General features: G+C 64.2%; 18 protein-coding genes. 10 read left to right on the top strand and 8 right to left on the bottom strand.

The genetic code is table 11. The annotated features are described in order from the left end of the window. Positions 1-132: 132 nt before the first annotated feature. The 7 genes from AC0L20_RS10860 to AC0L20_RS10830 all read right to left on the bottom strand — a co-directional run bounded on the left by AC0L20_RS10860 (position 133) and on the right by AC0L20_RS10830 (position 5,477). Entirely contained in the window at positions 133-861 is a 729-nt protein-coding gene (locus AC0L20_RS10860; RefSeq protein WP_473288509.1) for an ABC transporter ATP-binding protein, read from the bottom strand. After that, the gene (locus tag AC0L20_RS10855) at positions 854-1,621 is read right to left on the bottom strand and encodes an ABC transporter ATP-binding protein (RefSeq protein ID WP_473288508.1); all 768 of its coding nucleotides are present in this window, start codon (positions 1,619-1,621) and stop codon (positions 854-856) included. Before AC0L20_RS10855 ends, AC0L20_RS10860 begins: the two co-directional genes overlap by 8 nt. Next, entirely contained in the window at positions 1,614-2,558 is a 945-nt protein-coding gene (locus AC0L20_RS10850; protein ID WP_473288507.1) for a branched-chain amino acid ABC transporter permease, read from the bottom strand. Before AC0L20_RS10850 ends, AC0L20_RS10855 begins: the two co-directional genes overlap by 8 nt. Beyond that, positions 2,555-3,472 (bottom strand): branched-chain amino acid ABC transporter permease, encoded by a 918-nt coding sequence (locus tag AC0L20_RS10845; RefSeq protein WP_473288506.1) that lies wholly within the window; start codon positions 3,470-3,472, stop codon positions 2,555-2,557. Before AC0L20_RS10845 ends, AC0L20_RS10850 begins: the two co-directional genes overlap by 4 nt. A gap of 310 nt (positions 3,473-3,782) precedes the next feature. Continuing rightward, entirely contained in the window at positions 3,783-4,001 is a 219-nt protein-coding gene (locus tag AC0L20_RS10840) for a hypothetical protein (RefSeq protein ID WP_027514447.1), read from the bottom strand. A 1-nt stretch (position 4,002) separates the two neighbouring features. Beyond that, the gene (locus AC0L20_RS10835; protein ID WP_473288505.1) at positions 4,003-4,662 is read right to left on the bottom strand and encodes an acyl-homoserine-lactone synthase; all 660 of its coding nucleotides are present in this window, start codon (positions 4,660-4,662) and stop codon (positions 4,003-4,005) included. Between the two features lie 86 nt (positions 4,663-4,748). Next, positions 4,749-5,477 (bottom strand): helix-turn-helix transcriptional regulator, encoded by a 729-nt coding sequence (locus AC0L20_RS10830; RefSeq protein ID WP_473288504.1) that lies wholly within the window; start codon positions 5,475-5,477, stop codon positions 4,749-4,751. Positions 5,478-5,642: 165 nt separating this feature from the next. Between AC0L20_RS10830 and AC0L20_RS10825 the strand changes: the two genes are divergently transcribed. From AC0L20_RS10825 to AC0L20_RS10785, 9 genes are all read left to right on the top strand, one after another. Further along, positions 5,643-5,819, top strand: coding sequence for a hypothetical protein (locus AC0L20_RS10825; RefSeq protein ID WP_018456036.1), 177 nt, complete (start codon positions 5,643-5,645; stop codon positions 5,817-5,819). A 333-nt stretch (positions 5,820-6,152) separates the two neighbouring features. Continuing rightward, positions 6,153-7,091 carry a LysR family transcriptional regulator gene (locus tag AC0L20_RS10820; RefSeq protein ID WP_473288503.1) on the top strand — a complete coding sequence of 313 codons (939 nt, stop codon included), beginning with the start codon at positions 6,153-6,155 and terminating at the stop codon, positions 7,089-7,091. A 143-nt stretch (positions 7,092-7,234) separates the two neighbouring features. Continuing rightward, positions 7,235-8,113 (top strand): shikimate dehydrogenase, encoded by an 879-nt coding sequence (locus AC0L20_RS10815; RefSeq protein ID WP_473288502.1) that lies wholly within the window; start codon positions 7,235-7,237, stop codon positions 8,111-8,113. A 58-nt stretch (positions 8,114-8,171) separates the two neighbouring features. Next, positions 8,172-9,302 carry an ABC transporter substrate-binding protein gene (locus AC0L20_RS10810; protein WP_473288501.1) on the top strand — a complete coding sequence of 377 codons (1,131 nt, stop codon included), beginning with the start codon at positions 8,172-8,174 and terminating at the stop codon, positions 9,300-9,302. A 229-nt stretch (positions 9,303-9,531) separates the two neighbouring features. Then, positions 9,532-10,407, top strand: a complete 876-nt coding sequence (locus tag AC0L20_RS10805) for a branched-chain amino acid ABC transporter permease (RefSeq protein ID WP_473288500.1) — start codon at positions 9,532-9,534, stop codon at positions 10,405-10,407. Beyond that, a complete protein-coding gene (locus AC0L20_RS10800) occupies positions 10,404-11,402 on the top strand; it encodes a branched-chain amino acid ABC transporter permease (protein ID WP_473288499.1) in 999 nt (332 codons plus the stop codon). The genes AC0L20_RS10805 and AC0L20_RS10800 overlap by 4 nt, the downstream gene beginning before the upstream one ends. After that, on the top strand, positions 11,399-12,142 hold the full coding sequence (locus AC0L20_RS10795) for an ABC transporter ATP-binding protein (RefSeq protein ID WP_456767200.1): 744 nt from the start codon (positions 11,399-11,401) through the stop codon (positions 12,140-12,142). Before AC0L20_RS10800 ends, AC0L20_RS10795 begins: the two co-directional genes overlap by 4 nt. A gap of 10 nt (positions 12,143-12,152) precedes the next feature. Further along, positions 12,153-12,890, top strand: coding sequence for an ABC transporter ATP-binding protein (locus AC0L20_RS10790; RefSeq protein ID WP_473288498.1), 738 nt, complete (start codon positions 12,153-12,155; stop codon positions 12,888-12,890). Beyond that, entirely contained in the window at positions 12,887-14,758 is a 1,872-nt protein-coding gene (locus tag AC0L20_RS10785) for a bifunctional sugar phosphate isomerase/epimerase/4-hydroxyphenylpyruvate dioxygenase family protein (protein WP_473288497.1), read from the top strand. The genes AC0L20_RS10790 and AC0L20_RS10785 overlap by 4 nt, the downstream gene beginning before the upstream one ends. Positions 14,759-14,927: 169 nt before the next feature. On the opposite strand, the gene AC0L20_RS10780 is transcribed toward AC0L20_RS10785, so the two are convergent. Continuing rightward, complete coding sequence (locus tag AC0L20_RS10780; protein ID WP_456767197.1) at positions 14,928-16,100, bottom strand: ABC transporter substrate-binding protein; 1,173 nt, start codon at positions 16,098-16,100, stop codon at positions 14,928-14,930. A gap of 299 nt (positions 16,101-16,399) precedes the next feature. Between AC0L20_RS10780 and AC0L20_RS10775 the strand changes: the two genes are divergently transcribed. Then, positions 16,400-17,662, top strand: coding sequence for an NAD(P)/FAD-dependent oxidoreductase (locus AC0L20_RS10775; protein WP_473288496.1), 1,263 nt, complete (start codon positions 16,400-16,402; stop codon positions 17,660-17,662). Positions 17,663-17,769 lie beyond the last annotated feature (107 nt).

Below are 17,769 nucleotides of genomic sequence, written 5' to 3'. Positions count from 1 at the left end.
GCGCGCAGACATCTTCCTGTCTGCAATCTTGCTCGCAGCCGCAATCTCATGGTGGGCTAAATGAGTCCGGACCCTAGGCCAGGACGACATCGAGGGAAGCGGCCACGGCGTACCTCACCTCACCGCCCAGCCTCAAATCCCCAGATATTTGTGCTGCAGGTCCGGCTCGGCCAACAGCTCGTCCGAGGTGCCGCTCCACACCGTCTTGCCGCGCTCGATGATGGTGTGGCGGTCGCAGATGCGGGCGAGGTGGTCGACGTTCTTGTCGACGACCAGGATCGACTGTCCCCGGCTCTTGAGCAGCGACAGGCAGCTCCAGATCTCTTCGCGGATCAGGGGCGCCAGGCCTTCGGTCGCTTCATCCAGGATGAGGAGCTTCGGGTTGGTCATCAGCGCACGGCCGATGGCGAGCATCTGCTGCTCGCCGCCGGAGAGCTGGTTGCCCATGTTGGAGGCGCGCTCGGCCAGGCGCGGAAACATCACGTAGATTGCCGCCAGCGTCCAGGGATTGCGGCTGTCGAAACGATCGGCGGCGGCCGCGACCAGGTTTTCGCGCACGGTGAGGTTCGGGAAGATCTGCCGCCCCTCGGGGACGAGGCCGACACCGAGTTGCGCGATCCGGTAGGACGGCTGCGTCCGCACTTCCGAGCCCGCAAAGCGGATGCTGCCTGCGCGCGCCGGCGTCAGGCCCATGATCGAGCGGATGGTCGTGGTCTTGCCCATGCCGTTGCGGCCCATCAGCGAGACCATCTCGCCTGATTTGACCGACAGCGACAGGCCGAACAGCACCTGGGACAGGCCGTAGCAGGTCTCGATGCCGTCAACCTCGAGCAGCGTGTCACCCACCCCTTTTTCAGCCATGGTGCGTCACCGCATGCGCTTCGCCGAGATAGGCGCGCTTGACGTCCTCGTTCGCCCGGATCGCGGCCGGATCTCCGGAGGCGATGACGCGGCCATAGACCAGCACCGAGATGCGGTCGGCGAGCGCAAACACCGCCGGCATGTCGTGCTCGACCAGCACGATCGAGACCTCCTTGCGCAGCTCCTGGAGCAGTTGCACCATGCGCTGGGACTCGGTGACGCCGAGTCCCGCCATCGGCTCGTCGAGCAGCAAAAGCTTCGGCTTGCTTGCCAGCGCAACCGCCAGCTCGATCTGGCGACGCTCGCCATGGCTGAGCCTGGACACCAGGACGTCGGCACGATGGGCGAGACCGACGCGGTCGAGCGCGGCATGCGCGGCATCGCGCAGGCCCTTCTCCTTGCGTGCATCGGCGAAGAAGCGGAACGAGGTGCCGGCATGCGCCTGCGCCGCGAGCGCGACATTGTCGGCGGCGGTGAAATCGAGCAACAGCGAGGTGATCTGGAACGAACGTGCCAGGCCCAGCGCGCAGCGGCGATAGGCCGGCAGGTAGGTGATGTCGCGCCCCGCCAGCGAGACACTGCCGGAATGCGGCTCCAGATGCCCGGTGAGCTGGCTGATCAGCGTGGTCTTGCCGGCGCCGTTCGGGCCGATGATGGCGTGCAGCTCGCCTGCCGCAACGTCGAGCGAGACGTTGTCCGTCGCAACGATGCCGCCGAAGCGGCGCACCAGCTTCTCGACGCGGAGCAGCGGCTCAGCCACGGTTGAGCCTCCCGAGCAGGCCCATGATGCCGCCGCGGCCGAACAGCACGATCAGCAGCAGCATCGGGCCCATGATCAGCGCCCAGTATTCGGTGAGCTGCGACAAGAACTCTTCCAGCAGCAAATACACCACCGCGCCGATGACCGGACCGAACAGCGTGCCCATGCCCCCGAGGATCACCATCACCATGAGGTCGCCGGAACGGGTCCAGTACATCGCGGCCGGGCTGACGAAATCGGTGTTGTTGGCGAGCAGCGCGCCGGCAAGGCCGCACATCATGCCCGAGATGACGAAGCAGACCAGCTGGTAGCGCTTCGAGGGAAAGCCGATCGCCTGCATGCGTTGCTCGTTGGAGCGCAGGCCCTGCAGGACGAGGCCAAAGCGCGAATTGGCGATGCGCCAGATCAGGAAGACCACGCCGAACAGGCAGGCGAGGCAGAGATAATAAAACTGCGTGCGGTTCGACAGATTGATCAATCCGGAGAAGTCGCTGCGCTTGTAGACGGTGAGGCCGTCATCGCCGCCGTAACGCGCCAGCCCCGAGGCGACGTAGTAGGCCATCTGCGCGAAAGCGAGCGTGATCATGATGAAGTAAACGCCACGCGTGCGAAGCGAGAGCGCGCCGATCACGACGGCGTAAGTCGCGGAGGCCGCAAGCGCGACCGGAAACTGGATGAAGCCGCTTCCCACGCCTTCCTGCGCCAGCATGCCGACCGCGTAACCGCCGATGCCGAGATAGGCGGCATGGCCAAAACTCATCATGCCGCCAAAACCCATGATGAGGTTGAGGCTCGCGGCGGCCAGCGCCAGGATGACGATGCGCGTGAACAGCGTCAGGATGAAGATGTTGCCGGAGAGTTGCGAATAGAGCGGCAGCAGCACGAGGCCCGCCAGCATCAGGGCCGTGACGGCCTTAGCTACAGTGAATGACTTCATCGGCGGTTGGCCGGAAACAGCCCCTCCGGACGCACCACCAGCACGACCGCCATCAGCAGATAGATCAGCATGGACGACAACGCGGGCGCGGCGGTCGATGCCGCGGCGCCGCTCAGCACCTGCCGCAACAAATTGGGCAGGAAGGCGCGGCCGAGCGTGTCGATCATGCCGACGAAGATCGCGGCCAGGAACGCGCCGCGGATCGAACCGATGCCGCCGATCACGATGATGACGAAGGCGAGGATCAGGATGTTCTCGCCCATGCCGATCTGCACGGTGAGGATCGGCGCCTGCATCAACCCTGCAAGACCGGCGAGCGCGGCACCGAGGCCGAACACCAGGGTGTAGAGCAGCTTGATGTTGATGCCGAGCGCGCCGATCATCTCGCGATTGGAGGCGCCGGCCCGGATCAGCATGCCGATGCGGGTGCGCATCACGCCGAGATAGAGCAGAAGCGCAACCAGCAGCGCCACGACGATGATGGCGAGGCGATAGGCCGGATAGTGAATGCCGGGCAGGATCGGCACCGGCACGGTGAGCCAGGCTGGCAGCGGCAGCGCAAGCCCGGCCGGCCCCCAGATCAGCCGCACGGCTTCATTGAAGAACAGGATCAGGCCGAAGGTCGCGAGCACGTGGTCGAGATGGTCGCGGCCGTAGAGTTGCCGCAGCGCGGTCATCTCGAGCACGATGCCGAGCACGAGGGTTGCACCGAGCGCCAGCAGCGCACCGAGCAGGAAGCTACCGGTCCAGGCTGCGAAGGTCGCGGCGAAATAGGCGCCCATCATGTAGAGCGAACCGTGCGCCAGGTTGACGAGATCCATGATCCCGAACACCAGCGTCAGGCCGGCGGCGAGCAGGAACAGCAGCAGGCCGAACTGCAAACCATTCAAGAACTGTTCGACGACGAGCAGCATCAAAACTCTTTCAGGCGCACGCAGGTTCGCGCCGATGTTCGAACACGGTCGCCATCAGTGAAAGAGCTCCCCCTGCCTGTACAAGGCGGAAAAATGGGTAATGGCAGTATCGTTCCGAGGCAAGAGCGATTCGACACCAAACATGCACTTTGTTGCATGCCGATGCATGCGATCGATTCTGGCCCCTGCAATCGGCCTTGCAAGAAGACTGCCGCGCAGGATGGGTCAACCTGCCGCACCCAAACGGATCACCCTCCCCCCGTTGCCGAGGAGAGGCGTGAAATTCGTCGCAACGTTGGGAAGGAGACGCTTAGTGCGACGTCATCTGCCGGGGAAGGTCATCCGGCTCGGCAAGCACGCTATTGGCCGTCGAGGCCTCCAGCGCCGCCATCCGGAACAGATAGGCGAGCGTCGCCAATCCGGTGTCTTCCGCCATCTGCGCGAGTTCGAGCGCCATGTCGGACATGTAGCCGAGATTTTCGTCCTTGATCTGCGCCATGATCTGGCTGTCCCGCATCATGTTCGACATCTCAGGCGCTCTTTCGTTGCGCGGCAGCGAGGCCGCAGAGGTTGGCACGGGCGACGGCGTCCAGACGCGGGCCGTCCTGATGCACGACGTTTGTCATCCCGATACGGTCACACACGGCATCCAGCGACTCTTGGCGAATCTCGATCGTGGCCGCCATCGTCCAGGAATTCTCGACCAGCGCCGGCAATCCCAGCGGCGTGACGATGAATCCGATCTCGTGGAAGCGCGGCAGCCACCAGGTCTCCATGACAAGACAGAGACGCTCGATGCCCTGATCAAGACAGAACTCCTGCGCCGCTGCCATCAATTGCCAATTGAACGCGCCGTCGCGGCGCTCGCGCGAAACGAAGAAACGTGACCACTCCCATACCAGCGGGTTCGAGGGGCAACCGCGCACCGCGGCGAGATGCGGGAAGACCTCGCTCATCATCGTCGGCTTGGTGGTAGGATAGAGGCGGGAGCCGCCGAGCACCCGGCGATTTTCGAGCGCCAGCAGGTAGACCGCGTCCTCATTGTCGTAGGTATCGACCTCGCGGCCATCGGGCTTGCGCAGCGCCTCCCATTTCCGCTCCTCGACAAAAATCTCGTGACGCACCCTGAAATGCTGCTCGAGAACGTCCTCGTAGAGGTGCCGGTTGGCGGCAGAAATCACATGAATCATTTATTCCCCCATTGTTCGAAATAAGGGGAACACTCACGGAAAACGGCCAAAGCGACTATTGGGAAATTTCCCAGTAGGCGCGGATTTCAGGGGGTGATGATTCTGTGGCGGATTGCGATCGCAACCGCATGCGTACGGTTGACGGCACCAAGCTTGCGCGCGGCAGTTGCAAGATGCTCTTCGGCGGTGCGCTGCGTGATGTGCAGGATCTCGCCGATTTCCCAAGCCGACTTGCCCTGCGAGGCCCAGGCGAGCACCTCGCGCTCGCGCGGGGTAAGGCGCATCGATCGATGCGGCGCCGGATCGAGCAAGCGGCGAATGTGATCGAAGCCGTACATGCCGATCAGGTGCAGCGCCGGCTTGCTGCGCGCATTGAGATCGAGGTGAACGCCACCGAGCGAGACGCCGGCCTCGTAGCCGGTCAATCCGTGGATCGGCACGACGAAGCCGCGCGACATACGGAAATCGGCAGCGCGCCGCATCACCTCCACCGCGCCCGGCTCCAGCTCTGGATCGTACGGCGCCTCGGACCACTCGAAAGGGTTCACCGTCTGCCGGCATTTGCGGATCACGGGATCGACGCGGTCGTAGCCTTTTTGGGTATAGAGGCTGAACCACTCCGCCGGCCACTTTTTGGCGAGCACCATCTGGGAAAAACGCTGATCGGGATTCGGCAAGCCGGTTACGATGATGTGCTCGAAGCCGTAGCGCCCGAACGCGGTCGCAAGCGCATCCATGGCGTCCGGAACCTTGGTATAGGCTCCAAGCCCCTCAATGAAGTCGAGCGCTTCCCGGCCATAATCCACGGTGGACATCGGTGCGTTTCCTGACCCTCGCTGTCGCTATAGCACGTCCTGGCGACTGCCTCAATTCACCGCTTCCGTAGTTTCCCGGTATCCCATTGACCCCGAACGCTTAATCTACTTGTGGAAGAAGTGACGTCAAGATACACCTACGATGTCTGAAGCGGGGAAACCACGATGGAAGACGAGGACATCGCCCTCAACAGCGTGCTCGGCCTGGAACTCAACCGCGTATTTTTCGCCGTCCGCGAAACGGCAAACAAGCAGAAGATCATCGAGTTCGCGCGCGGGGTGCTGCAAAGCGAGCGCAGCAAGCCGGCAGAGAGCGCCACGCCGGACGGACCGGCGAGCTAGCACGCAAGTGCTGTGAGCGCACGAACGGTCCGTTCGGGGCCATGCCTTGCTCTGATCTGAACCGAACTACCGAACGCGAATGTTTCCTTCCTTCCCCCCTTGTGGGAGAAGTGGCATAGGCGACCTTCGGCCGCCGTTCTTAAAACAAAACGCCGATGCTTCGCATCGGCTATGGCGCCGGATGAGGGGTTGTTTCCACGCGTTCAAATGCGCGAGGCTCGCGCGGGGAGAGAACCCCTCACCCGTCTCGCGCTATCGCGGCGGTCCACCCTCGCCCACAAGGGGAGAGGGAAAGGCAGCGCCGCCAATGATTATCTTTTGGATGCCCAGGACATGATGACGCTGCGCCAGGTTGAAGTGATCCGTGCCGTGATGGTAACGGGCACGATCGGCGGCGCAGCGAAGCTGCTGAACGTTTCGGCGCCGGGCATCAGCCGCCTCGTCAAATACACCGAGCGCTCGCTCGGCATCCGCTTCTTTCAGCGCCAGAACGGCCGCTATTTCCCGACGCCGGAAGCCGAGAACATCTTCGAGCAGATCAACGGCGTCTACAAGAAGGTCGACGACCTCTCCGAGATCATCTCCAAGATCGGACGCGGCGGATTGTCGGAATTGCGCATCGGCTCGGTGCCGAGCATTTCGCAAGTCATGGTGCCGCGCGCAATCGAGCGGGTCCGGCGGCGCTATCCGGATTTGGGCATCGACATCAACATCCTCAAGCTCGAGGAAGCCATCGACTATCTCATGCTCGGCCGCGGCGAGTGCGTGGCGATGAGCTACCGCCTGGAGCATTCCGGGCTCGACTTCATGCCGCTCGCCTCCGGCGAGCTCTATTGCATCGTGCCGCCGGGCCACGAGCTCGCCGGCCGCAAGCAGGTCTCCGCCGCCGAGATCACCCGCTATCCGCTGATCGGCATCGATCCCAACGATCCCTACGGGCGGATCATGGCCGAGATCTTCGCGCGCCACCGCCTCGCGTACAACATCACCATTCGCGCCCGCTTCGGCACCACGGTCTGCGCGCTGGTGAAGGCGGGGCTCGGCATCGCCATCATCGACCAGTTCACGGTGGCCCATGGCGGCTATCCCGGCATCGAGCTGATCAAGATCACCGAGCCAACGCGATTCGAGACCTATATCGCGGTGAAGCGCGGCGCGCCGCTGTCGCTTCATGTCGAGTATTTCATCGAGTCCCTGCGCGCGGAGATGCGCGCAGTCGAGCCGTCGCAGGGCAAAGGCAGGGCCGCGGCGGCACGGGGGCGGAAGAGATAACATTATGTTAGGTTTGCAGGACAAAAGGGTAATTGTGTTAGGCCGAGGAAAGGCTATCGTCCCTGGTGGAAGCCCCTTGGAATTGGGCGGATTTCCCCGCTAATGGCCGGGACCGAACGCTCCCAACGAGACGATAGCGAACCATGTCAAAGCGCGGACCTGCCGCATCCAAAAAGCTCCTGACCGGCCTGATCGGCGCACCCATCGCGCATTCCGCCTCCCCTGCCATGCATGAGCGCGCCGCGGAGGGGCTTGGCCTGCGCGGACATTATCAGCTCATCGAAGTGGCCGGCGCCGATGCGGCCGGGCTTCGGCTGATGCTGGAAGGCGTGCGGCGGCTCGGCTTTGCCGGCGTCAACGTCACTTTTCCCTACAAGGAGGCGGTGGTCCCGCTGCTCGATGAACTGGCACCGGGTGCGGCCGCCATGGGGGCGGTCAACACCGTCGTCGTCAGCAACGGCCGGCTGATCGGCCACAACACCGACACGACGGGCTTTGCGCGCGCCGTCGCGCCGCTGCTGGCGCCGTCCGGCAACGCGGTCGCCGTGATCGGCACCGGCGGCGTCGGCAAGGCGATCGCCTTTGCGCTGGCGAGCCTTGACGTGGCCGACATCCGCATCTTCGACAGCGAGCCGGCACGCGCCGAAAAACTCGCCGCGCTGCTCGTCAAGCAGGGGGGCGCCAGGGTCGCCGCAAGCGTCGAGGACGCGCTCGACGGCGCAACCGGCCTCGTCAACGGCACGCCGGTCGGCATGCTGCCGAACCGGGAAACGCCGGTCGCGCCGACGCTGCTGCGTCAAAACCTGTGGGTCGCCGACGCCGTCTATTCGCCGCTGATCACGCCGCTGCTGGCGGCCGCCCAAGCCAAGGGCGCGCGGATCATGACCGGGCGGGAGCTTGCGATCTATCAGGCCGCCGACGCTTTCGAACTGTTCACTGGTCTTGCCCCATCCACCGAGATCATGGGAGAGGCATTCGACCAGGTGATGGCGGCACGAAGCCCGGCCTATCACGCAGCGTAACCGAAGCGGCCGGACACAAGGCCGCGCACAACATCAACGAAAAATGGGAGGAGAGACCATGAAATCGACCATTCTGGCGGGCGTCCTGCTTGCCTTCGCGACCGCAACCAGCGTCCACGCTCAGGCGATCAAGCTCGCCGACGTCGCCGAGCTGTCCGGGGGCGGCGCCACCGTCGGCACCAATTGGAAGAACGGCATCGACCTCGCAATCGAGGAGATCAACGCCAAGGGCGGCGTGCTCGGCCGCAAGCTCGAAGTCACTCATGCGGACTCGCAATCCAATCCGGGCGTCGCGCGCGCGCAGGTGCAAAAGGCGCTCGACGCCGAGCCCTATGTGCTGCTCGGACCGGGCTATTCCGGCTCGGTGAAGGTGACGGCGCCGCTGGCGGCCGAGGCCGGCATCGCGCAGATCATGGGCGGCGAAGCCGCCGAACTGACGCAGGGCGGAAACAAATTCCTGTTCCGCACCTCGTTCGGTCAGCAATCGTCGATGCCGAAGGTCGCCAAATACATTCACGACGACATGAAGGCGAAGTCGGTCGCGGTGGTCTGGGTCAACAATGACTTTGGCCGCGGCGGTCGCGATGTCGTCGTCAAGGAGCTCGACCGTCTCGGCTCCAAGGTCGTCGCCGATCTCTCCACCGAGGCGGGCCAGGCCGATTTCGCCGCCGACGTCGGCAAGATCAAGGCCGCCAATCCCGACGCCGTGTTCGTCTATTTGAACGAGGAAGAGAGCGCGCGCATCCTCAAGGAGCTCAAGCGCCAGGGCGTCACCGCGCCGCTGATGGGCGAGACCACGCTGATCGGGCAGAAGGTGATCGAGCTCGCCGGCGATGCCGCCAACGGCGCGCGCGGCCATGTCGGCCTCACCACCGATGCGCCGGTCGACCTGATCAAGACGTTTCGCGACAAGTTCGCGAAGAAGTACAATTACGTGCCCGACCACAACGGTCTGAAAGGCTATCTCGCGGTCTACATGGTGAAGGCCACCACCGACAAGATGGGCAAGGTCGATTCCAAGGCGTTCGCCGACAATCTGCACGGCCTGACCATCAAGGCCGCGGACGAGCCGGGCATCCTGATGGACGTCACCTTCAGCGACACCGGTGACATCGACCGCCAGAGCTTTCTGGTCGAGGTGGTCGAAGGCAAGCAGGTGGTGAAGCAGGTGCTGCCGAAGGTGAAGTGAGGTCTTTGCCCTTCTGCCTCGCCCCGCTCTTCGCGGGGAGAGATCTTTCGTCTCCCTCTCCCCGCCCCTTCGCGGGGAGAGGGCGGGGTGAGGGGCTGCTTCCGCGGATACGGTGACAATCGAGTTCGCGGAGACAGCCCCTCACCCTGACCCTCTCCCCGTAAGAACGGGGAGAGGGAGAAAAGGAAGAGCGGGGCGAGGGAAGAAGACAGAGCGCCGAGAGGGGAAAATGTCCAATCTGTTCGATCTTCTGGTCGCGGGACTTGCCACCGGCGCGATCTATGCGCTGGTCGCGGTCGGCTTCACGCTGCTGTGGCAGACCTCGCAGACCATCAATTTCGCGCAAGGCGAGTTCGTGATGCTGCCGGCGTTCCTGATGCTGGCGGCGATGCATGCCGGCGCGCCGTTCTGGCTCGCGATCATCCTCGGCATCCTGCTCTCGATGCTCCTGCTCGGCCTCGCCTTCAAGATGCTGCTGGTGGATCCGATGATGCGCCATGGCGTGCTGCCGCTCGCGATCGCGACCATGGCGCTCGCGATCGGCCTCAAGGAGGCCGTAAAACAGTTCTTCAGCGCCGAAGCCTCACCCTTCCCCTCGATCGTGCCGACCGGGGACGTCTCCGTCCTCGGCCATGCCGTCTCGCTGCAAAGCATCGGCGTCCTCGTCCTCGCTATCGTTGCCGTCTTCGGCTTGACCGCGCTTCTCAACCGCACCTCGCTCGGCCACCAGATGCAGGCGGCGGCGCAGAACCCGACGGTGGCGCGCATCATCGGCGTTCCGGTCGAGCGCATGATTCTTCTGACCTTCCTGATCAACGCGTTCCTGGTCGCGCTCGCATCGCTGTTGATCACGCCGATCTATCTCGCGAAATTCACGTCCGGCGAGGTGCTGGGCCAGGCTGCCTTCATCGCCGCGATCGTCGGCGGGTTCAATCAGGTGCGCGGCGCGATCGCAGGCGGCCTCCTGATCGGCGTGCTCGACAATCTCGCGGCCGCCTATGTCTCGACGCAGTACCGCGCCGCCGTGCCTATGATCTTCCTGATCGCCGTCATCCTGTTCCGGCCGCAGGGCCTGCTCGGTCGCGCCGAGGAGCGCACCGTATGAGTGGCTTCGCCAAACCTCTCAAGATCGCGTTCGGCCTCATCGTCATCGCTGCGCTGATCGTCGTCCCCATGAACTTCAACCGTTATGGCCTGTTCATCCTGAGCCAATGGGCGGTGATGGCCATCGCCGCAATGGGCCTCAATCTTACGCTCGGTTATGCCGGCCAGGTCTCGCTGGCACAGGGCGCCTTCGTCGGCATCGGCGCCTACGCCGCGGCAATCATGACCACCCATGGTTGGCCGCTGCCGGCGGCGATCGTTGTCGCGATCACCTTGAGCTTCGCGGTCGGCTGGTTGCTCGGCTATCCGGCGCTACGGGTGCAGCACCATTACCTGGCCTTCGTCACGCTCGCCTTCTCCACGCTGGCCTTCCTGGTATTTCGCAACGAGAGCTGGCTCACCGGCGGCATCTACGGCATCTCCAACATTCCGCGTCCGCACATCTTCGGCATCGCGACCAACAAGCCGCTGCCGTTCTATTATGTCTGTCTCGGCTCGCTCGCGATCGTGTCGCTTGCAATGTGGTGGCTGATCCGCTCGCCCTGGGGCCGCGCCTTCATGGCGCTGCGCGAAAACCCGCTGCGGGCGCAGTCGCTCGGCGTCGACACGCGACGCTATACGCTGATGGCGTTCGCGATCGGCTCGGCGCTCGGCGGCGTCGCCGGCGCGCTCTATGCGCCGCTGACGCAATATATCGATCCCGTGCCGTTCAACCTGTCGCTCTCGCTCGACCTCCTGATGATGGTGATCGTCGGCGGCGCCGGATTCTTCCTCGGTCCGTTCCTCGGCGCGATGATCGCGGTGCTGCTGCCGGAATGGCTGCGCTTCACCGAGGGCTATTATCTGATGCTCTACGCGATCGCGGTGATGGGGCTGCTGATCTGGTCGCCGACCGGAATCTTGGGAATCCTCGACCGCTATCTCGCCGAACGCCGTACCAAGGTGGCCTCGGCCCAGCGCGCCGTCGCAAAGTCCCGGCTGGAGACGGTGCAATGAGCGCGGTTCTCGAAGTCACCGACATCAAGAAGAACTTTGGCGGCATCAGCGCCGTCGGCGGCGTCTCTTTCGACGTCCGCGAGGGCGAGATCCTCGGCCTGATCGGACCGAACGGCTGCGGCAAGTCGACCCTGTTCAACTGCATCCTCGGCCAGCTCACGCCGAGCGGCGGCGAGGTCAAGCTCGACGGCAAGGTCGTCACGGGCTTGCGACCCGCCGAGCTCAACAAGCTCGGGGTCAGCCGCACCTTCCAGCTCCTGCAAGTGTTCCCAAAACTCTCGGTGCGCGAGAACCTGATCCTCGCAGGACAGGAGCACCAGGGCAGCATGGCCTCGCGCCTGGTCGGCCGCTCCGATGCCGGACTGACGCAGGCCGCCAACCAGATGATCGGTTTCTTCAAGCTCGACCATCTCGCGGATGAACCTGCCGGCGGGCTCTCCTATGGCCAGCAAAAACTGCTCGACGCCGCCATGGCCTTCATGGGCGGACCGCGGCTGGTGCTGCTCGACGAGCCCGCCGGCGGCGTCAACCCATCGATGCTGACGGATTTGAAGGAGCGGCTGGTCGCGATCAACCGCGAGAAGAACGCCACCTTCGTCGTGATCGAGCACAACATGGAATTCGTGATGTCGCTGTGCTCGCGCGTGATGGTGATGGCGGAAGGCAAGGTGCTGGCGATGGGACGACCGGACGAGGTGCGAAAAAACCCCGCCGTGATCGAAGCCTATCTCGGACATTAGGAGAGCCATCATGAGCGATCCGATCCTCTCGGTTCACAATCTCGTCGGCGGTTACGGCAAGATGACGATCCTGAACGGCACCACCTTCGCCGTGCCGCAGGCCACCATCACCACCATCATCGGCCCGAACGGCGCCGGCAAGTCCACCGTGTTCAAGGCGATCTTCGGCCTGCTCAAGCTGCGCGAGGGCAAGATCAACTTCGCCGGATACGACATCACCAATTTGAGCCAGCGCGCGCTGCTCAATGCCGGCATCTGCTACGTGCCGCAGGGCCGCAACATCTTTCCCGAGCTGTCGGTGCGTCACAATATCGAGCTTGGCGGCGTCTCCGCCGGCAAGGGCATCGACTTGCAGAGCCGGATCGAGGCCGCGCTCGACCTGTTCCCGGCGCTGCGTCGGAAATCGACGCAGCAGGCCTCCACGCTATCAGGCGGCGAGCAGAAACAGCTCGAAATCGCCCGCTCGCTGCTGCTCGAACCGAAGCTCGTTCTGATCGACGAGCCCTCGATCGGCCTGTCGCCCCTGATGGTGCAGCAGACTTTCGATATCCTGAAATCCCTGCGCGACCGCGGCGTCACCATTCTGATGATCGAGCAGAACGCACGCTCGGCGCTGGAGATTTCCGACATCGGCATCGTGCTCGAGCTCGGCCAGACTCGGATGATCGACGGCGCGAAGCGCATTTTGAATGATCCCCGCATCGGACAATTGTTCCTCGGCGGCGCGATGGAGGACAACGCAGTATGACCAAACGCTCGATCGCAACGGTCTCACTCTCCGGCGCCCTCGACGAAAAGCTCCGCGCCATCGCATCCGCAGGCTTCGACGCGGTCGAGATTTTCGAGAACGATCTGCTGTCGTTCGGCGCCGGCCCGCGCGACATCGCAAAGCTCTGCAAGGACCTCAATCTCGAGATATGCGCGTTTCAGCCGTTCCGCGATTTCGAGGGCATGCCGGAGCCGCAGCGTGCGCGCAACTTTGCCCGCGCCGAACGCAAGTTCGACCTGATGCAGGAGCTCGGCACCGACCTGCTGCTGATCTGCTCCAACGTGTCGCCGGCCGCGCTCGGCGGCATCGACCGCGCCGCGGATGATTTTCGCGAGCTTGGCGAGCGCGCGGCCAAACGATCTTTGCGCGTCGGCTACGAGGCATTGGCCTGGGGACGCCACGTCAACGACTACCGCGATGCCTGGGAAATCGTGCGGCGCGCCGATCACCCCGCGATCGGTGTCATCCTCGACAGCTTTCATGCGCTGGCCCCCGGTTTTCCAGTCCGCGCGATGGCCTCGATCCCCGGCGACAAGATCTTCCTGGTCCAGCTTGCGGACGCGCCGAAGCTCGAGCTCGACATCTTGTCGTGGAGCCGGCACTTCCGCTCCTTCCCCGGCCAGGGCGACCTGCCGGTCGGCGAGTTCATGGCGGCGATCGCGGCAACCGGCTATGCCGGGCCGCTGTCACTGGAGATCTTCAACGACCAGTTCCGCGCCGGCTCGGCCGTGCAGACCGCGGTCGACGGCCTGCGTTCGCTGATCCTGCTGGAGGACCAGCTTGCACGGGATTGGCCAAAGCTCATCAGCGAGCCCCTGGCGCCGAAGCCCAGAAGTCGCGGCACGGGATTCATCGAGTTTGCCGTCAACGAGACCAAGGCCGGCGAACTCGCCCGCCTGCTCGCGCAGCTCGGTTTCCGCAAAACCGGCAAGCATCGCAGCAAGGCGGTGGAGCGCTGGTCGCAAGGCAAGGTCGAACTCGTCGTCAACTCCGAGACCGACGGCTTTGCGCATTCGCACTACGTGACGCATGGCCCCGGCGTCTGCGCCATCGCGCTCGACGTCGACAATGCCGGCCTCGTCATGCAGCGCGCCGAGACGCTGAAAGCGCGCACCTTCTACCAGCCGGTCGGGCCGGGCGAGCTCGAGATTCCCGCAATCCACGGCGTCGGCGGCAGCCTGCTGTATTTCCTCGACCAAGCCGGCAAGAACTGGGACACCGATTTCGAACAAGTCGCGAGCGACGCTCGCGCGGACGCCCTGCTGGCCGTCGATCACATCGCGCAGTCGATGCCCTATGACGAGATGCTGTCCTGGCTGCTGTTCTACACCGGGATCCTCGACCTCGGGCGGCTGCCGCAGATGGAGATCGCCGATCCCAGGGGCCTCGTGCAAAGCCAGGCCGTCGTCAACGGCGACCAGAGCCTGCGCTTCGTGCTCAACGGCTCATCCGCCAACCGCACGCTGCCGGCCCGCTTCATCTCGGAGTTTTTCGGCTCGGGTGTGCAGCACGTCGCGTTCACGTGCCGGGACATTTTTGCGGCGGTCGCGGAGATGCGCAAACGCGGCGCGGATTTCCTGGATATCCCTGACAATTACTACGACGACATCGAGGCCAAATACGACCTCGCGCCCGACCTGATGGCGCAGCTGCGCGCCAACCACATTCTCTACGACCGCGAAGGCGACGGGGAGTTCTTCCAGGTCTACACCCACATCTTCGACGAGCGCTTCTTCTTCGAGATCGTGGAGCGACGCGATTATCAGGGCTTCGGCGCGGCCAATGCCGGGATCAGGCTTGCGGCGCAAGCGCGCGAGGTGCGGCCTGTTAGCATGCCGCGGGTGTAGGTCTTTTCCCTCTCCCCTTGTGGGAGAGGGTGGATCGCCGCGAAAGCGGCGAGACGGGTGAGGGGTTCTCTCCGCGAATTCGATAGACTTCGCTTTGCGGAAACAACCCCTCATCCGGCGCTTCGCGCCACCTTCTCCCACAAGGGGAGAAGGGGCATCGTGCTTGTGGCTACTTCATCGCGCATTTGTCGTGGAAGCGATCCTGGTCGTTTTCGACGATGGTCGCGACCGTCTTCAGCGAGAGCTGGCCTTCGCCGTCCTTGACCACGTCCTGGAGATAGAAGTTCTGCACCGGGATGTGGTTCTTGCCGTACTTGAAGGGACCGCGCAGCGACTTGAAGTTGGCCTTCTCCATCTCGGCCTTCATCGCGTCCTTCTTGCTGGTGTCGCCCTTCACCGCGACCACGGCGCTGTTGATGAGCTGGGCCGCGTCATAGGCTTGCGCGCCGTAATAGGTCGGACGCAGGCCGGGGTACTTCTTGCGATAGTCGGTGACGAAGCGCTTGTTCTGCTCGTTGGGCAGATCATTCACCCATTCCTGCGCGCCGGGAACGCCGAGCGCGTTCTCCTTTTGCAGCGGCAGCGACAGCTCGTCGACGGTGAACGCCGTGTAGAGCGGCATCGTGCTCTTCAGCCCGGCCTGCGCATATTGGTTGAGGAACTGCACGCCGGCTGCACCGGGATAGAACACGAAGATCGACTCGGCACCCGAGGCGCGCGCCTTGGACAGCTCGGCGGAGAAGTCGAGCTGGCTCGGCCAGACCGTGTATTCCTCGCCCTTGACCTCGCCCTTGAACGTGCTCTTCACGCCCGCGAGCATGTCCTTGCCGGCGGCGTAGTTCGGGCCGATCAGGAACACGCTCTTGACGCCCTTCTGGTTCATGTAGAGGCCCATGGCGGCCGGCGTCTGGTCGTTCTGCCAGGAAGTCGAGAACACGTAAGGCGAGCAGAGCTCGCCGGCGAGCTGCGACGGACCGGCATTGGCCGAGATCAGGATGGTCTGCGAATCCACGGCGGTCTTGAGTGAGGCCAGCAGCACGTTCGACCAGATGTAGCCGACGATGAAGTCGACCTTGTCGGACTGCACCAGCTTCTCGGTCTTCTGCTTGCCGACGTCGGGCTTCTGCCCGTCGTCCTCGTAAATCACCTCGACCGGCTTGCCGTCCATCTTGCGGCCGATGTGATCCAGCGCGAGCTCGAACGAGTTGCGCATGTCGTTGCCGATCACGGCGGTCGGGCCGCTGAAGGTCGAAACGAACCCGATCTTGATGGTGTCGCCGGCGGATGCCGGGCCTGCCAGCACCAGCGCCGCTGCGCCCGCCAGCCAGAATGCCGTCCTCATAACCACTCCCCTCCATATTATTATGCCCGGAAGCGGGGTGATTGCCGCCCCGGGTCATTTCTATTGAACGCAAAATCTGTCGCGCCGCCAATGGCTCAGCGCCCACCTCTGCACCATATTTCGCCCCGAATGGCGATAGCAAGAAATATAATTCTACTCACTTCGGCGGAGGCTGCGGCGCTTTTTCGCGGGCTATCGATACGCCCGGCCTATTCAACGATTGATGACGGCTATTGGACCACGGCGCCTGATCAGCGTTTAGATGAAGGATAGAGCCGCGAGATTCGGAGGGGCGCATCATGACCACGACACCGCACCGCGTCGTCATTGTCGGAGCCGGCTTCGGTGGGTTGGAGACGACCTACCGGCTCGCCGGCAGCCCGGTCGAGATCACGCTGATCGACCGCCGCAACCATCATTTGTTCCAGCCGCTGCTCTACCAGGTCGCGACCGCCTCGCTCGCCACCAGCGAGATCGCATGGCCGGTCCGCCACCTGATGCGCGACCGGCGCGATGTGACGACGCTGTTTGCGACCGTCAGCGGCATCGACGCCGACAGGCGTTGCGTGCTGATCGACGACGGCAGTGAGGTGCCGTACGACACGCTGGTGCTCGCCACCGGCGCGCGGCACGCCTATTTCGGCCACGACGAATGGGAACAGTTCGCGCCGGGCCTGAAGACGCTGGAGGACGCGACCACTTTGCGCCGTCACATCCTGGTGGCGTTCGAGCGCGCCGAGCGCGAGACCGATCCGGAAAAGCGCGCGGCGCGGCTGACTTTCGTCATCGTCGGCGCCGGTCCCACCGGCGTGGAGCTCGCCGGCACCATCGCCGAAATGGCGCATCACACGCTGCCCGCCGACTTCCGCAACATCGACACCAACAAGGCGCGCGTGGTGCTGATCGAAGCGGGTCCGCGCGTGCTCGCAGGCTTTCCCGACGACCTCTCGACCTATGCGCAGGCCTCGCTGGAGAAAATCGGCGTCGAGGTCGTGCTTGGCCAAGCCGTCACCGAGATCAACCGCGAGGGCGTGGTGTTCGGCGGCAAGTTGCTCGAAGCCAAGACACGAATCTGGGCCGCCGGCGTGCGCGCCTCGCCCGCGGCCGAGTGGCTGGGCGCACCGGCCGATCGCGCCGGGCGCGTGCAGGTCGAGGCGGATCTCACCATCCCCGGTCATCCCGAGATCTTTGCGATCGGCGACACCGTCTTGATCAACGCCTGGGAGGGCAAGCCAGTGCCCGGCATCGCGCCGGCCGCCAAGCAGCAGGGCCGTCATGTGGCCGAGACCATCAAGGCGCGGCTGCGCCAGGAGCCGACAGGCCCGTTCCGCTACAAGCACTCCGGCAGCCTCGCGCAGATCGGCAAGCGGCTCGCGGTGATCGACTTCGGCCGCATCAAGCTGCGCGGCACCATCGCGTGGTGGATCTGGGGTATCGCCCACATCTACTTCCTGATCGGCCTGCGCCACCGCCTCAGCGTCGCGCTGAGCTGGCTCTGGATCTACGCCCGCGACCAGCGCGCCGCGCGGCTGATCACGCAGGGGAGTAGTAAGGTGGTGTAGCTTTTTCTTCCTTCTCCCCTTGCGGGAGAAGGTGGCGCGAAGCGCCGGATGAGGGGTCTTTCTCCGCGCGTGAGATTGTGCGCGAGGAGAGAACCCCTCACCCGTCT

The organism is Bradyrhizobium sp. Kon58, assembly GCF_055807455.1.
Note: the sequence above shows the minus strand (reverse complement) of the source record. Positions and strands in the feature narration are given on the sequence as shown.

Coding starts and splice junctions, on each gene's coding strand:
- AC0L20_RS10795 (WP_456767200.1), top strand. CDS start 11,399: ATGAGCGCGGTTCTCGAAGTCACCGACATCAAGAAGAACTTTGGCGGC.
- AC0L20_RS10860 (WP_473288509.1), bottom strand. CDS start 861: ATGGCTGAAAAAGGGGTGGGTGACACGCTGCTCGAGGTTGACGGCATC.
- AC0L20_RS10840 (WP_027514447.1), bottom strand. CDS start 4,001: ATGTCGAACATGATGCGGGACAGCCAGATCATGGCGCAGATCAAGGAC.
- AC0L20_RS10810 (WP_473288501.1), top strand. CDS start 8,172: ATGAAATCGACCATTCTGGCGGGCGTCCTGCTTGCCTTCGCGACCGCA.
- AC0L20_RS10825 (WP_018456036.1), top strand. CDS start 5,643: ATGGAAGACGAGGACATCGCCCTCAACAGCGTGCTCGGCCTGGAACTC.
- AC0L20_RS10835 (WP_473288505.1), bottom strand. CDS start 4,662: ATGATTCATGTGATTTCTGCCGCCAACCGGCACCTCTACGAGGACGTT.
- AC0L20_RS10785 (WP_473288497.1), top strand. CDS start 12,887: ATGACCAAACGCTCGATCGCAACGGTCTCACTCTCCGGCGCCCTCGAC.
- AC0L20_RS10845 (WP_473288506.1), bottom strand. CDS start 3,472: ATGCTGCTCGTCGTCGAACAGTTCTTGAATGGTTTGCAGTTCGGCCTG.
- AC0L20_RS10815 (WP_473288502.1), top strand. CDS start 7,235: ATGTCAAAGCGCGGACCTGCCGCATCCAAAAAGCTCCTGACCGGCCTG.
- AC0L20_RS10775 (WP_473288496.1), top strand. CDS start 16,400: ATGACCACGACACCGCACCGCGTCGTCATTGTCGGAGCCGGCTTCGGT.
- AC0L20_RS10805 (WP_473288500.1), top strand. CDS start 9,532: ATGTCCAATCTGTTCGATCTTCTGGTCGCGGGACTTGCCACCGGCGCG.
- AC0L20_RS10800 (WP_473288499.1), top strand. CDS start 10,404: ATGAGTGGCTTCGCCAAACCTCTCAAGATCGCGTTCGGCCTCATCGTC.
- AC0L20_RS10780 (WP_456767197.1), bottom strand. CDS start 16,100: ATGAGGACGGCATTCTGGCTGGCGGGCGCAGCGGCGCTGGTGCTGGCA.
- AC0L20_RS10850 (WP_473288507.1), bottom strand. CDS start 2,558: ATGAAGTCATTCACTGTAGCTAAGGCCGTCACGGCCCTGATGCTGGCG.
- AC0L20_RS10820 (WP_473288503.1), top strand. CDS start 6,153: ATGATGACGCTGCGCCAGGTTGAAGTGATCCGTGCCGTGATGGTAACG.
- AC0L20_RS10790 (WP_473288498.1), top strand. CDS start 12,153: ATGAGCGATCCGATCCTCTCGGTTCACAATCTCGTCGGCGGTTACGGC.
- AC0L20_RS10830 (WP_473288504.1), bottom strand. CDS start 5,477: ATGTCCACCGTGGATTATGGCCGGGAAGCGCTCGACTTCATTGAGGGG.